This is a genomic window from Pedobacter sp. L105 (assembly GCF_009765875.1).
Classification (GTDB): Bacteria; Bacteroidota; Bacteroidia; order Sphingobacteriales; family Sphingobacteriaceae; genus Pedobacter.
Map to the genome: position 1 here is coordinate 235,620 of NZ_LMUP01000009.1, position 14,302 is coordinate 249,921.

General features: G+C 37.3%; 13 protein-coding genes. 9 read left to right on the forward strand and 4 right to left on the reverse strand.

Annotation, left to right across the window (positions count from 1 at the left end; genetic code table 11):
* Window positions 1–668 precede the first annotated feature (668 nt).
* Window positions 669–1,718 carry a two-component regulator propeller domain-containing protein gene (locus tag GSQ84_RS19340; protein ID WP_158798965.1) on the reverse strand — a complete coding sequence of 350 codons (1,050 nt, stop codon included), beginning with the start codon at window positions 1,716–1,718 and terminating at the stop codon, window positions 669–671.
* Window positions 1,719–1,910: 192 nt separating this feature from the next.
* On the opposite strand from GSQ84_RS19340, the gene GSQ84_RS19345 reads away from it, so the two are divergent.
* The gene (locus tag GSQ84_RS19345; protein WP_158798967.1) at window positions 1,911–2,801 is read left to right on the forward strand and encodes a winged helix family transcriptional regulator; all 891 of its coding nucleotides are present in this window, start codon (window positions 1,911–1,913) and stop codon (window positions 2,799–2,801) included.
* Between the two features lie 898 nt (window positions 2,802–3,699).
* On the opposite strand, the gene GSQ84_RS19350 is transcribed toward GSQ84_RS19345, so the two are convergent.
* Entirely contained in the window at window positions 3,700–4,491 is a 792-nt protein-coding gene (locus GSQ84_RS19350; protein ID WP_158798969.1) for a molybdopterin-dependent oxidoreductase, read from the reverse strand.
* A gap of 24 nt (window positions 4,492–4,515) precedes the next feature.
* Window positions 4,516–5,187, reverse strand: coding sequence for a cytochrome b/b6 domain-containing protein (locus GSQ84_RS19355; RefSeq protein WP_174238679.1), 672 nt, complete (start codon window positions 5,185–5,187; stop codon window positions 4,516–4,518).
* Window positions 5,188–5,613: 426 nt separating this feature from the next.
* Between GSQ84_RS19355 and GSQ84_RS19360 the strand changes: the two genes are divergently transcribed.
* The 3 genes from GSQ84_RS19360 to GSQ84_RS19370 all read left to right on the forward strand — a co-directional run bounded on the left by GSQ84_RS19360 (window position 5,614) and on the right by GSQ84_RS19370 (window position 7,553).
* Window positions 5,614–5,877: a hypothetical protein gene (locus GSQ84_RS19360; RefSeq protein ID WP_158798971.1), complete on the forward strand. Its 264-nt coding sequence runs from the start codon at window positions 5,614–5,616 to the stop codon at window positions 5,875–5,877.
* Window positions 5,878–6,152: 275 nt separating this feature from the next.
* Window positions 6,153–6,485, forward strand: coding sequence for a hypothetical protein (locus tag GSQ84_RS19365; RefSeq protein ID WP_158798973.1), 333 nt, complete (start codon window positions 6,153–6,155; stop codon window positions 6,483–6,485).
* Between the two features lie 102 nt (window positions 6,486–6,587).
* A complete protein-coding gene (locus tag GSQ84_RS19370; RefSeq protein ID WP_158798975.1) occupies window positions 6,588–7,553 on the forward strand; it encodes a YihY/virulence factor BrkB family protein in 966 nt (321 codons plus the stop codon).
* Between the two features lie 267 nt (window positions 7,554–7,820).
* Here GSQ84_RS19370 and GSQ84_RS19375 read toward each other — a convergent pair whose 3' ends face one another.
* Entirely contained in the window at window positions 7,821–8,531 is a 711-nt protein-coding gene (locus GSQ84_RS19375) for a hypothetical protein (RefSeq protein ID WP_158798977.1), read from the reverse strand.
* 333 nt (window positions 8,532–8,864) lie between these two features.
* On the opposite strand from GSQ84_RS19375, the gene GSQ84_RS19380 reads away from it, so the two are divergent.
* From GSQ84_RS19380 to GSQ84_RS19400, 5 genes are all read left to right on the forward strand, one after another.
* On the forward strand, window positions 8,865–10,571 hold the full coding sequence (locus GSQ84_RS19380) for an FAD/NAD(P)-binding protein (RefSeq protein ID WP_158798979.1): 1,707 nt from the start codon (window positions 8,865–8,867) through the stop codon (window positions 10,569–10,571).
* A 1-nt stretch (window position 10,572) separates the two neighbouring features.
* Window positions 10,573–11,151: a DUF1543 domain-containing protein gene (locus GSQ84_RS19385; protein WP_158798981.1), complete on the forward strand. Its 579-nt coding sequence runs from the start codon at window positions 10,573–10,575 to the stop codon at window positions 11,149–11,151.
* Window positions 11,148–11,699: a hypothetical protein gene (locus tag GSQ84_RS19390; protein ID WP_158798983.1), complete on the forward strand. Its 552-nt coding sequence runs from the start codon at window positions 11,148–11,150 to the stop codon at window positions 11,697–11,699. Before GSQ84_RS19385 ends, GSQ84_RS19390 begins: the two co-directional genes overlap by 4 nt.
* Before the next feature lie 117 nt (window positions 11,700–11,816).
* Window positions 11,817–12,476, forward strand: coding sequence for a flavodoxin family protein (locus GSQ84_RS19395; protein WP_158798985.1), 660 nt, complete (start codon window positions 11,817–11,819; stop codon window positions 12,474–12,476).
* Window positions 12,477–12,582: 106 nt separating this feature from the next.
* The gene (locus tag GSQ84_RS19400) at window positions 12,583–13,038 is read left to right on the forward strand and encodes a PA2169 family four-helix-bundle protein (RefSeq protein WP_158798987.1); all 456 of its coding nucleotides are present in this window, start codon (window positions 12,583–12,585) and stop codon (window positions 13,036–13,038) included.
* The last annotated feature ends 1,264 nt before the right edge of the window (window positions 13,039–14,302 follow it).

Below are 14,302 nucleotides of genomic sequence, written 5' to 3' on the forward strand. Positions count from 1 at the left end.
TATTGATGTAATATAAAAATCAATCATGTTTTCATAAAAAACAGAAATTATATCAATTATTTCATTCTTCAAAACCAAGGATCAGCAAAAGCACAGTGGTATCCAAACTCGTCTTGGGCAACAGAAAATTCTGTCTAAGAAAACGTACAGAGTTAATGAAATTGTCAAAGATATCATCATTAGCTACTTGGTACTAGATTCTTTTATCTTCATACAAGATGAAATGGGGTTGCAAGCTCATGGTAGATATTAAGTGAACGAGTAAACGATAGTTATTTTCATAAGATGTTAAAATGCTTACCTTAGTACTATGCGTAAATTCGACAGGTCCCTTACCTAACCTCTTTTTGAAGGAATGGGAGAAGTGTGAAAGAGTCTTGAAGCTTATTCATAATTAGGCAAATGGATTGATTTAACGCCTTTCTCAAACCACAGTAATTGCTTTCCTGCTTTCTTTTAGAGAAGCATCTGTATTATTCTTTTGTAATCCCACGTTCAAAATAATCTAGATGCTTTGAAAGGGAAAGGGACAATGACACATAGTCAAAGTCCCTCAAAAGTTATTTTCTGGTCTTAAGCACTAAAGCCACCATCTACCGTTATGATTGAGCCTCTAATATATTTAGCTTGACCAGCATTATTAAAGGTATCTCAAAAAATGAAGGACATTATTGCTTATCCTTTTTACTTCTAAAGTCAGTAATGTTCTTGCCATCATACCGATAAACGCCATTTAAAGATCCAAACCAGATACTTCCATCATCAGCCTCCAATATTCCACAAAGCATCTTATTAATTGACATTATTTCAATCACAGGAACCTTTTTAGTATATAGTGATTTTTGATTATAAAAGGAGAGTATCCAATCCCCAACCCCGTTAGGGTGTACTGGACCGGTTGTCCAAATATTTCCATGCTTATCTTCGAATATAGCAGATGCAGCCCTTTCTATGACCCTGGTAAATGTACTACCATCATAGCGCCAAATACCATTTGAAACGAAAAGGGTATCACCTTTCCTGTCATTGATGATGGACGCACCAAACCAAACATTACCATTTCTATCTTCGATTATCGACCAGACGTTTTGAAAAGCTTTACCTTTCTTGTTTTTGAAAACAGTAAATGTTTTCCCATCATAAAAACAAGCATCGCCGCTGGTGCCAAACCAAATTTTCCCGCTTTTGTCTTCAAAGATCGTATGAATATTATTATTGGAAAGACCTTCTTTCGTTGTGTAATTTCGAAAAGATTTGCCGTCATAACGGCTTGCTCCTCCTCCGGTGCCGAACCAGATAGTGCCGGCTCTATCTTCATAAATAGAGAAAACTGCATCATTGGCAAGTCCCTCCCTGGTTGTAAAATGTTGAAAGGATTTACCATTGTAGTGATAAACACCAGAATCAGTAGTAGCAAACCAAAGGGTTCCCCGTCGATCTTCCAAAACATTCCAGTATCTGCGCGAACCTATTTTACCGGTGAGATTAGTGAACGATTTTCCATCATATCGAAAAACACCAGCATATGATGCAGCGATCAGAATGGTACCATTTCTGCCTTGTTTTACATTCCTAACCATGCTTTTTGGTCCGTACGAAGTAATTGTGTCTTTAATTTCGTAATTGATATTATCTTTATGTGGTTTAGTTTGCTTTTCCCCACAATAGGAGGTAATAACAGCCATTACAAACAGAGGATATAAATTAAAATATTTCATAATTATTTGATTGATGTTGTAATATTGCCTGGTTATAATTGCTTTTAATACAATTCTGTGCCTTAATTTTTTAAAAAAAAGATCCTTCAAGGTCATTGCAATGGATGGATCGAAACTACTTTAATCTCGATCTCTGCGAAGAATTTGGATTGTAAATAAATTTGTAAACTTTGTAAATAAAAACCATAAACTATGCTTGATAGCCGAAATCTCCTCTTGAGCAAAGGCACATACCTCATTGGATCGGTACTGCTTTTGTTTTTTTATTCAACTTGTGCAGCTTTTGGTCTGACTGATGGAGACGACTTTGCTCTTGAAAGAAGGCAGGTTTTATTCCGCAGAATCGGGCATGAATTACTCTTGCAATCGGGAGATAGTACGTCAAGAGTTCTCCCGATTAAAATTGTCGCTGAAAATGAGTATCAGATTAGATTTGAACATGAATTTACTTTTCAGACAGATTCCCTTTTAAAAACTACCCGGCGTATATTGTCCAAAGATCCTCTAGTAGGGGATTATGTGGTTAAGGTTCTGAACAGCGGCCAGCCTGGTGTAGTCTATGGATATGCGATAGCCAAAAATGCAAAAGAAGATATTATATCGTGTGTAGGTAGAAAGCAACCAAAAGCAAATTACATGATTAATGTTAAATTGAAACCCATAGGAATAGATACAGCAAAGAATGGATATCTTTTGGGTAGCCTACCATTTTTAGCATTTGTTGGGTTTATATTTTTGAGATCAGTAAAGCCTGGAAGAGGTGTACCTGATGAAAAGTGTAAAGATATTTTAAGTCTGGGCAGGGTGTTGTTTGATACGAAGAACAGGAAGCTGAAAGTAGGCGGAGAAACAATCAAGCTGACTCGAACAGAAACGCGTGTATTACTAATTTTAGCAATGGCCCCCAATGAAATTATAGAGCGAAGCAAACTACAAAAAGAGATATGGGAAGATGAAGGTGTTTTTGTGGGGCGCAGCTTGGATATGTTCATATCTAAACTCCGAAAAAAACTTGAATGTGATTCAAATATCCAACTTGTAGTTATTCGTGGCAAAGGTTATAAACTTAATATTGGCTCCTGAAGGACATTTTTAAATATGGCTTCTGAATATATCACAAAGGAATCCATCTAGCTACTAATTTGATCTTCATTTTTTGGATAACAACGAGAATTAGCTGTTATCCCAAATCCTGAATTTAACGTATTAGTTACTTATACCGATCCGGAGAAAGTTGCAACAATCGATAGCTATTACCAAAGTTTGTTTTCTAGTTTACTGTCATCCGAAAGATTGACAGCGTGCCTTTTTATCCAATGAATGGGAAGAAAAGCTCTGCCCATTTTTAAACTTTTGGAGCGTAAAAATATTTGGATAGAAATGTTAATTCCTGATTAGAAGTATTTTTTTTGTTAGTAATATTTTATATATTTAAGATGAATAAATATAGAATTTTGAACTAAATAAAATAAGTTAAGGTTATGATTTGGTCAGATAATGAAGAAGAAGCTGGAAATTTAGAATTGACATTACTCATTATTGCCAAATTATTTTATTTACTTTTCTTGTTCATAGTAGTAATTATGCCATTACCTATTTGGATCTTAGCCAGAGAGATAAATAGAAAGATTAATGACATTGATAATTAAAGAGTTTGCTAATAATTATTAGAATATTCGATAAATGTTTCTTTTCATTTGTTTTTAAAATTATTATTTCATTTTAGCATTATAATACGCTGGTTATAAATGAAATATGGGCGTAAATATGATTTTGTTATCTGAAATATGAGTGTTAAATTCATTTTGAAGATATATGATTATCCATAGTAGTGAGTAGGATAGCTGTTACCTGTTCAAAAGATTAATGGGTAACGGTTTTATCAGTTTATAGCGGGTTGATTAGCTGTTTACAATTATGAATTTATGTTTGTAAGTTTGATATTCATCTATCAGTGCCCTTTATAGTAAATTTTAATATTTTACAGTCCGGAATAATAATCATAACCCTGTTCAGCCCAGTAATCTCTTGGGCGGATATCGCTGAAGGACATTACCCCAATTCTTTTGATGTTTTTGATGCCATATTTTACCGGAATAATTAACCTCAAAGGTGCACCATGGTCATTGGTTATCGGTTTTCCATTCATCTCATATGCTAAAATTGTTTGAGGATGTAGCACGCTGTCTCGTTCCAGGCCTACATAATACTCTCCGTTAGGTGTTTCAAGTCCCATGTAGTTTTTCTCGGCAAGGGCATCCAGTTTATAGTGCAATAGAAAATCGCTCAACTTTACACCGGCCCAATGCTGGATCTGATCCCAACCTTCCACACATTTAAAATCGTAGATGATTTCTGTTTTTGGTAATGCCTTAATTTCTTCAATACTAATTTTTAAAAAGTCCGTAGGAGTGATTTTCACGTTCAACGTCCATTTTGCATTATCGAATTCAGTATCATTCTCAATGCCGATCAAACTATTTACCCTTACGTTTTCTGCCGCGCTTTCTTTTGGATAGGTTTTAACCAGATGGTTATTGCTGAAGAGATTACGGAAGAAAAGCTCAGACTTGTTGAGTGCCCTTCGCAGTGGTGCCCTGGTACCGGCAGTGATGCCTGCTTTTTCTTCAGGTGCATAGAGCAGCCATTTCCACCCTGCAACAGCACTGCCAGCTAAGGCAAAGAAAGTGCCGAAGGATATAAAATTCCTTCTGTTTATCTTTTGCTCGATAGTAAGCGGTTTCTTAATTTCTTTTAGATCTGTGGGTTTCATTTTCTGATGATATTTCTTCTATTATTATTCCTTTATTTTTGGTTTCATTTCCAATACCTCAAAGCCGGAAATCACTGATCGGAAATTGTTCCAGCCCGTAAGTATCACCTGTATGATATGAACTACAAAGAATAGAACATATCCGATGGTCAGGGTAAAATGGATGATCCTTGCAAAGTGATAGCCGCCGCAAAGCCAGCATAACCAATAAAGCTGTACGGGTTTGTAAATGGCCAGCCCGGTGATTACCGAACCGGCACCCATTATGATAATTGCGGTATAGGCAATTCTCTGTGCCGCATTGTATTTCTTTTGAGGGGGAATGGTTTTTCTAATATGAAGGTCATGTAAAAGTACCTGCCAGGCTTCTTTGAGGGAATTTCTTTTTGGGATCAGTTCCCGCCATGCGCCGGATATTATGGTATAAGAAATGTACAACAGTCCGTTGATAAAAAAGAACCACATAAAAAGAAAATGAAAGGCCATGCCTTCAGAAAGGCGGTGAGTGATGTGGAAATAGCTGTAAAACCATTCAGGGAAAAATTTGATCAGCGTAAAGCCGAAAATAGAAACGCCGTACGTATCACTTGCCCAATAGATAAGCAAACCGCTCCAGATCATTACTGTGAGCACCGGGAAGTTTACCCAGTGCGTCCAGCGCATCAGGAGGGTATGCTTTTCCTTGATTTCTTTCATAGACTTATTTTATATGATTTAACAAAATCTCAATTGGTGGTAAATTGCTGCGTTTACTTTTTTAGCATTAGTCGCTTGTCTGATGATTCCCTTACAAAAAATTGAATAAATTTTTGCCGGTTAATCTTTATGCGTCACACGTATCCAATGTAATCAAAAAAACAGGACTTATAAAGTATGGAGTAAACTAACAGTTCGTTAAACAGGTGTATGGTAAGCAGGATTGGACAATATGCTGATTAACGGCAAAAATCTTCGCGTTGAACACAACACAATAATGAGATTTTTTGATCCCAACTTCAGTGTTGGGAGCTTAATCAAACTGAGCTTCAATAGGGGATTGAGGAAGAAATAAATAAAAATTGATTTTTATTGTAAGGAATTATTTGTCTTGGCGACCAAGAGGGAAATAAAAAAATAAAAAACATGAAAAATCAATTCTTAAAATTAGCAGGTAAGCTTATTCTTACTGCTGTAGTAATGGTCAGTCTTTCTGCGTCCGGTTTTGCAAACACTCCACAACAGGAGAAAGAAAAAATGGCTAACATTAAACAGGATAAAATGGACAATAAGAAAATGAGTAAAATGGAGAAAAGTAAAATGTCCAAAAAGATGGCTGTCCCGATGAAAAAATCAAAAATAGATAAATCAAAAATGTCAGAGGAAAAAATGACAAAAGGGAAAATGTAAAATCAGCAGCAGGAAAGTCTTTCTTTCCTGCTGCTATTTTTATAAATTTTATCCAGCGATTTGATAATTGTGATATCATCCGAAGACACTCCAAATCAAATGCATTGAAATTTTCATTTGTCCTTTTCGTATTTACTCATTCCGGAATAACCACCATTTATTTTTGAATTAACATATTAAAAACCTTAAAGCTCTTTTTCATATATATATGCTATATAAATTTTTGTAAGGATATGGAGCTAAATGCGACTAAGGATGCAAAAAGACCTAAGTTTATGGAATACTATTTAATCACTTTAAAAAACTACTTTTTTCATCAGGCTAATCTGCATTTCGTAGACCCCTGGTTATTTGGTGTTTTGTATTTGTTTAGTAAGATCTTGTTTCTCATTTTTCTGGGTTGGGCCATCAAAAATTTAAGATCACAAAGTTCGATTGTATTACCCTTAGTATTTGCGGCAATAGGGTACAGCCTGCCTTATTTTTATCTGATCATTGCAGGGAAAAATATCCCGCTTTGGATATATCTGGTTATCGGCTGCATTTATTTATTCAGCGGATGGTCTATCCATGCAAAATTGCGTAAAGCCCGGTCGACGGAGGTTTGATTTAGCTTCTTATTATTGAAGGAGCTGAAATAAGAAAAGGATGTAAATAAAGAAAATGCAAACATTTTCGCTTTTCATCTCTTTGTATCCAAAAGATGATCCATGAGCGCTATCAAGACTTACTTTACCAAACAGGCCTTTAAAAACGGATTTACGATTTTAAAGGCAGCTTTCAATGGTTTTATGAATGACCTGGCGCTCAAGTATAGCGCTTCGCTCGCTTATTATACCCTGTTCTCACTGGCGCCCCTGTTGTTGCTTCTCATCTCACTTGCCGGCATTTTTTTAGGCAAAGATGCGAGCCAGGGGAAGATATTCGCCGAGATCAACGACATCGTTGGTGCAGATTCGGCTAAATCTATTCAGGATATGATCACACATTTGCAAACATCGGGTAAGTCCATCATCTCGGTCATTATAGGTATTGTTACCCTTATTATCGGTGCCACCACCGTATTCGGCGAAATACAGGAGTCGATCAACCTCATATGGCAGGTGAAACCAAAACCTAAAGTAGCCTGGATCAAGTTAGTGAAGAACCGCTTGCTCTCGGGTTCAATGATCGTTACGCTTGGGTTTTTGCTGCTGGTATCATTTATCATTAACGGCGCTTTACTGGCGCTTAGCAGTCATTTGGAAACTTTCCTGCCTGCTGTTACGGTAATCTTATTTAATATGATCAATTTGGCAATCAGCTTTATCGTTATCGCGGTTTTGTTTGGGGTGATCTTCAAAGTATTACCCGATGCCAATATTAAGTGGCGCGATGTCCGTTCAGGGGCCATCTTTACCGCAGTTCTTTTCATGATAGGACGGCTGGTTATCGGTATTTATATTTCCAATACAAGTTCTTCTTATGGCGCAGCTGGTTCGTTGATCGTCATCCTGTTGTGGATCTATTATACCGCGGCCATCCTTTACTTTGGCGCAGAATTTACACGTGCCTACGCCGACTTCTACGGTATTAAGATCGAGCCCGCAGAATTCGCTGTACATTTCGAACAAAAGGAAGAGATTAAAGACGTTAAGGTCGTTCCGCCAAAGCACGAGATCGGCAAAAGTAAATGATCACCATATTGGCCTTCCAGATAGTCGCTTAAGCGATGGAAGAGCGGCAGCGAAATGATTAAAAAATTTAGTTGTAGATGTTAGCAGTGAAACTCCGCGTTGATTTTAGACCTCAAAGTATAATATTTATAAAATTATCAAATGCTGCAAAAGACAAATTTCAGTAATTGATAGCGATTCCTCAAGATGAGAAGAAGCTTCGTACTTGCCTTAAGAAACGCTCTGTAAATCTTATGATCTTATGTTAAGCATGACGATGGATACACATTATTCAGGTTTTGAAGGAGATGGATTATGCTTTTCCCAATTTTCAATATATCTTTTAGCGTCTTCACCTTCCAACTTTTGATGATCAACCTCTTGTAACATGTTTTCCATAGCGGCAGTATATTCCATGTCTTTCTCATAACCGCTGTTTGAAGATGCGTCTGCTTCAAATGCGGTATTTATTAGATGTCCAACTTCATCTGATATTGTCTCAATTGATTTGTCCTGAAGGAAGCGTTTAAATTTACTCCATAAAGAATCTTTCTGATTTTTAAGTATAGCGGTAGTGTCTTGGGGTTCCATTACTTGGGGAACTTGTATTACCTCAGGAATTGCTTCTGTTTTTTTTTCCATTTCCGGCAACATTTCTACCCGCTCTTCCTGTTTAGGAAACATTAATGGAGGTTTTTCCATTTTCGGAAACGTTTTTAACGGCTCTTCCTGTTTAGGAAACATTAATGGAGGTTTTTCCATTTTCGGCAACATTACTAACGGCTGCTTTTGTTTAGCAGGCATTGGCGGGTGTAATGACCTGGGAATAAATTTTGCTAATATCTGAGGACTAACTTTTGGCATTTTAACCAATTGTATGGGTTGTTTTTGATCTATTTTTTGCAAAATAGGAACAGCTGGGAGTGATAAGCCTTTTTTTTTAGTTTCAATTATCTTTGAAATATTAGAATTACCAGACGAACGAGAAAAAATATGCATAATATATCTTGTTATTTGATTTATACTAATATAAATAAATAAATTATTTATTTATAGCCATTTACATAAAGGGTCGTACTGTTTTTAATAGAATAACCCTTCCTTTGAAAAGGTACGTTCTTGTTAAAATTCTTTTTCATATTTCAATCCTCTCCGGCTTGATGAATTTTAGTATGTTTAAGGTACGGTTTTGGATGATTAAAAGACAATGGCTGTCTGATGATCGATCTGGCCTATATCCTCTAACTAAAGAACCTGCAAAAACTGCAGACTAAAACAATTAATTGAATACGATGTTGGTGCTCTAATAACTAACTTAAGCTTTCAACTACATTGGAAAATAAAAAACGTATAGCTATTCTTGGGGGAGGCCCAAGCGGCCTGTTCATGTTCAAAAGATTAGTCGATTCAGGCAGGACAGATATTACAGTTACCATATTTGAAAGAAAAAAGAAATTAGGTTCTGGCATGCCTTACAGCGCTGAGGGTGCAAATGATGAGCATATAACTAATGTATCAAGTAATGAAATACCTCTGTTGGTAAATTCATTGGCCGATTGGATCAAATCGGTATCGAAAGACACGCTTGATAAATTCCATATTGATCCCAATCGTTTTAATGAATACAAAGTATTACCGCGATTGCTTTTCGGGCAGTATCTCACCGCCCAGTTTGACCTGCTGCAAAAGCAGGCGAGGGAGAAAGATATACCCTATGAGGTTCATTACAATAGCCAGGTAGTTGATCTGGTCGATTATCCCGAACAGGAAATGGTTACTGTGATAACCGATGATCAGGAGAAATTTGAATTTGACCAGGTGATCATCTGTACAGGGCATAACTGGCCGCATAAACTGGAAGGCAAAATTCCCGGTTATTTCGATTCCCCTTACCCTCCGGTTAAACTGGCCTTACAGCTGGATCATCCGGTAGCTATCAAAGGTTCTTCCTTAACCGCTGTTGACGCCATCAGGACATTAGCAAGGCATAATGGAACATTCAGTAAAGATGCCAAAGGTTTGCTTTCCTATCAGTTATTGGAAGAAAGTCCGAATTTTAAAATGGTTTTACATACCCGTAATGGGATGCTGCCTGCAGTAAGGTTCCACCTGGAAGATTCACATTTGTCTAACGATTCTCTGCTGACAAAGGAAGAAATTGCCGCACATGTAGCCGGAAACAATGGATTTTTATCGCTCGATTATATTTTTGAAAAGGACTTTAAGGCCCCCATACGAGAAAAGGAACCCGGGTTTTATGAGAAAATAAAAGACATGAACCTGGAGGAGTTCGTAGCCGCGATGATGGAGCTGCGGGAAAGGCTGGACCCCTTTCAGTTATTAAAAGCGGAATATGCGGAAGCGGAACAATCGATTAAACGGAGAGAATCGATTTACTGGAAGGAGATGCTGGGGGTATTGAGTTTTGCCCTGAACTATCCTGCCAAACACTTATCAGCAGAAGATATGCTGCGCCTGCAAAAATCATTAACACCTTTAATTTCTATTGTAATTGCCTATATTCCGCAAAGTTCAAGTGAAGAATTGCTGGCCTTACATCAGGCTGGGGTATTAGACCTTATCCCTGTAGGTGATGAAAGTAGGGTGGAGGCCGCTGCTAAAGGCGGTGCTACTTACCATTATACCGATCACGCCGGCAAGGAGTTATCAGTTTATTTTAGTACTTACATAGATTGCGTAGGCCAGCCGCATCTATCTTATGAAGATTTTCCTTTTAAAAGTTTATTGAACAATAAAACTATTAGCCCCGCGCGCCTTAAGTTTAATTCTGCAGTGGAAGGCCGCAAAGCGATGATAGAAGGTAAAGAAGTAGTGCTCACCCGGTTTGGTGATTTTTATTTAAAAGTTTCAGGTATCACTATTAACGACCATTTTCAGGTGGTTGATGATTATGGTGCGTTTAACGACCGCATCTATGTGATGGCTGTTCCCTATATTGGCGGTTATAACCCTGATTATTCTGGTCTCGATTTCAGCGAAGCAGCATCCGCGGCAATTGTTAAACGGTTATTTGCTTAAAATGGATGAACAAACTGCCCCCGGACTTAAATTATTTATGGTGCTGTTAGGTTCCAAAGCGCTCAACAGAAATGTAGAACAGCACGATTTCTTTTTTGGAATAGCCAATAGCCTGAAAGAACTGGTGCCTGCCATGCGCAGGTTCTGGCCCGAAGCAGGAAACAGTATCCATATAGATGGCTGGCGCGAAATAAACCATGTTGGCGGATATGAAGTGAAGGTGATCTTAAAACAGGAAGTTGTTTCACTGTCCAAAAAAAAACTCTTTTTTATTAACCTTGGAGGTTACCAATCCGGTATTCTGGAAGAACAGCATTATACAGTGTTAAGCGTTCATGACGAGCGTACGCAAGCAATTCAGGATGCAAAGAAAACAGTGTTTTTTAAAAAGAATACTTTAAAAGGAGCAGGCTCACATATTGATGAAAAATACGGGATTGATGTGGATGATATTTATAGGATAGAAGATATACTTGCCCCCCAATTTAAAGAGAAATATCATCTGCTGATTACTCCGACAACCGATATGACAGAAGATATCGTTAATTTGGGCTATTTTAAACTGGATAAGATCAAATGAAACCGGCAAAAAAATTAGCAGAATGGGTTGCGCTAAAGCATAATGGGCAATTGATCAGAAAAACGAAAAAACCTTATTTTGAACATTTAGCTGCTGTTGCCAAATGGTCGAAAGCAGCTGTTACCTGGGGTTATGAGATTGGCTTGTGCCACGATCTGCTGGAAGATACAGCAACTACCCAGGGTGAACTGCTTGAAGCATTGATCAGCTTAGGTTATCTGGAGAGTGAAGCCAATTTCATCACTTCCTGCGTAGTTGAATTAACCGATGTATTTACAGCTGCTGCTTATCCTGATTTAAGTAAGGTAGAACGTAAAAAACGGGAGTCTGCCCGTTTGCTTACTATCAGTCCTGCTGCACAAACGGTTAAGTATGCCGACCTGATCTATAATATCGACTGGATGTTAAAGCATGATCAAAAACATGCAAAAAAATACTTGCTGAAAAAGCAGATGTTACTCGCTGAGCTAACAGATGGTGATGAGAAACTGCGCGGGAAAGCGTTAAAGGCTATTCATCATGCATTACACCACCTAAAAGATCATTAGATTACCGTTTAGTTATTATCCTAGTTTATCTGTTCCATTTATTAGATATGCTTTTTGTTTACCAAACAATGTTTCATGAACGCTGTTAAAACGGTAATCACATCTTATCTATAAAATATGAAAGCTTTAATTATTAATTGTACGCTAAAACCCTCTCCTCAATTTTCCAATACAGATGCGCTAGTCAAAAAAGCAGCAGATCAGCTGAAAGAAAAAGGAGCAGAAACAGAGATCATCAGAATTGTTGATTATAATGTTAAACCAGGAAATGTAACTGATGCTGGCGAAGGAGACGAATGGCAGGCAGTGCTGGATAAAATTAAGGCCTGTGATATTTTTATCATTGCATCTCCAGTTTGGATGGGCCACCTGGCATCTACTGCACAGCGTATTATTGAACGTCTGGATGCTATCTTTCATGAAGATGGTTTTGCAGATGAAAATAACGGACAATATTTTACTTACAATAAGGTTGGTGGCTGTTTAATCACAGGTAATGAGGATGGCGCACATTCCTGTGCTGCCCAATTGCTCTGGTCCTTGCAGGAACTTGGTTTTACTATTCCGCCTAATGTGAATGCCTATTGGGTTGGATTGGCCGGAGGAGATAAAAACTATGTTGATGGGGGAGGCGAAAGATATTTTTATACTAATTCTACACTTCGTTATATGATTGGTAACCTTACTTTTTTTGCAAAGCTTTTAAAAGCAAATCCTATAGATACCAATTTGAAAGAACTGGAAGAGGTTGCAAAAGCAGAAAGTGATCCGGAATAAAGGAAGCTTTATAACAATTTCCCAATCGAAACATAAATCAAATAATTGCTAGCTAACTTAGTTGTATGGCATGGCAATTGTATTCAATCTATCAAACATCTATACTATGGAAACTACAGAAAAATCAGTACACGTATTAAACGATTTAATTGAAATTAACAATGACCGTATTGCGGGATTTGAAAAAGCATTAGCCGATATCAACGACGAAAATGCAGACTTGAAAGTTCTGTTTCAGGAATATGCAACACAAAGCCGTAAAAATAGCCAGGAGTTAACTGCCCTGGTTGCTGGTCATGGTTCTGATGTTGAAACCGGAACAAGTGTTAGCGGTGGTTTACACCGTGCATGGATTGATGTAAAATCACTTTTTGGTGGTAGCGATCGCGAAAGCATTTTGGATGAGGCAGAACGCGGAGAAGATGCAATTAAAGCTGCTTATAAAAAAGCATTAACAGAAGGTGAATTGTCTGCAAGTGCAGTAGATACAGTAACCGCACAGGCTACAGAAATTAAATCTGCTCATGATAAAATTAAAGCATTGCGTGATCTTGCTTCATAATTGATCTAGTGATACAAAAAAAAGCTACCCTTGGGTGGCTTTTTTTGTATAAGAGCAAATCGTTATTCCCTGTTTTAAAGGATAGGTCAGAGTCTATAATCACGGGATGCAGATTTTATATGATTGGCTCCAAAAATACAGAATCCTTCATTCCTAAATTATTTAATATTTATAAAAATTCTTTATTTAGATTATAATTTTAATTAAATATAAAATATGTTTTGTTTTTAGGTGATAATTAGAGATTGTTCGTATATTTGTATTGTAGTTCTTAAAGTTAAGAGATTAATAGCTACTGATTATGATTTGGTAATTTATCAAAGAAACTTTGCAAAAGTAGACCTGAGAAGCTAAAAACGCGCAAAGTTACGGATGATAAAATGCCCAATTTCTTTACCTTTGCGGTAGGGATATGGGCGTTCTCCGTATTGCGCGTTTGAGAGGATTCGTCCTCTTCCCATCTCAGGGGGTACTTTTGCGTACGGGGAGCGGCCATATTTTTTTTTTGCTCCCCTTACAAGTTTCCTTGTTCAATGCCTTAAAACGTAAAGCAATGGAAAATCGAAATAACAGAATATTCGTCTTTAATAAAGCAGTGAATGCCCAGAAGCATTTTACAGGTCATCAAACTGTGCTGTTTGGTTCTTCGACTGCCATTAAAAACAAGTCTGCAAAATCTTTCAAGCCACCCAGCTGAACTTTCACCTTTTAACCTAATTTTTTAATAGCCAATAATTCACAAACAAGGATTTAATCCTAAAGGCCTTCCTATGTCTAAAATGTCGTTGAGGAAATAGGAGAGGGATAACCAGCCCTTACTCTGGTAAACTAAATATGTACCGCAATGCGAATTAACCAGATCCATTCATTTAAAAACATCATCAGGCCTCCGGACTGAAGATGAATGCACTAGCGGCCGGGCAATTTAGGTTGGTTACTGGTAATACGTGCCGGCCGCTGTGCATTTTATTAACCGCTTATTCTACCTATAATTCCTCCTAATACATCATTTAAATTTTTAGCATCATCAAAAAATGAAAGCAAAAAACCGCTTTATGGGCATGTTATGCCAAAAAATATCGTCTATGAATGGGGTATTAGCTTTCCTCATTCTATTGAGTAATTCTTGTTTAAACCGCCCGGCAATGGCAGAATCGATAAATGCTGCAAAGCTCATTACCATAGCTACCCCTTTACATCAATCTGCTAAAAGGTTTATGTATAATTCTGAAAATGAACCACAAAATATTAACCCTAAAAAAAT

Bases quoted from the DNA above. Each gene is read 5' to 3' on its own strand.
- GSQ84_RS19395 (WP_158798985.1), top strand. From the start codon at position 11,817: ATGAAAGCTTTAATTATTAATTGTACGCTAAAACCCTCTCCTCAATTT.
- GSQ84_RS19360 (WP_158798971.1), top strand. From the start codon at position 5,614: ATGAAAAATCAATTCTTAAAATTAGCAGGTAAGCTTATTCTTACTGCT.
- GSQ84_RS19390 (WP_158798983.1), top strand. From the start codon at position 11,148: ATGAAACCGGCAAAAAAATTAGCAGAATGGGTTGCGCTAAAGCATAAT.
- GSQ84_RS19345 (WP_158798967.1), top strand. From the start codon at position 1,911: ATGCTTGATAGCCGAAATCTCCTCTTGAGCAAAGGCACATACCTCATT.
- GSQ84_RS19355 (WP_174238679.1), bottom strand. From the start codon at position 5,187: ATGAAAGAAATCAAGGAAAAGCATACCCTCCTGATGCGCTGGACGCAC.
- GSQ84_RS19375 (WP_158798977.1), bottom strand. From the start codon at position 8,531: ATGCATATTTTTTCTCGTTCGTCTGGTAATTCTAATATTTCAAAGATA.
- GSQ84_RS19350 (WP_158798969.1), bottom strand. From the start codon at position 4,491: ATGAAACCCACAGATCTAAAAGAAATTAAGAAACCGCTTACTATCGAG.
- GSQ84_RS19385 (WP_158798981.1), top strand. From the start codon at position 10,573: ATGGATGAACAAACTGCCCCCGGACTTAAATTATTTATGGTGCTGTTA.
- GSQ84_RS19370 (WP_158798975.1), top strand. From the start codon at position 6,588: ATGAGCGCTATCAAGACTTACTTTACCAAACAGGCCTTTAAAAACGGA.
- GSQ84_RS19400 (WP_158798987.1), top strand. From the start codon at position 12,583: ATGGAAACTACAGAAAAATCAGTACACGTATTAAACGATTTAATTGAA.
- GSQ84_RS19365 (WP_158798973.1), top strand. From the start codon at position 6,153: ATGGAATACTATTTAATCACTTTAAAAAACTACTTTTTTCATCAGGCT.
- GSQ84_RS19340 (WP_158798965.1), bottom strand. From the start codon at position 1,718: ATGAAATATTTTAATTTATATCCTCTGTTTGTAATGGCTGTTATTACC.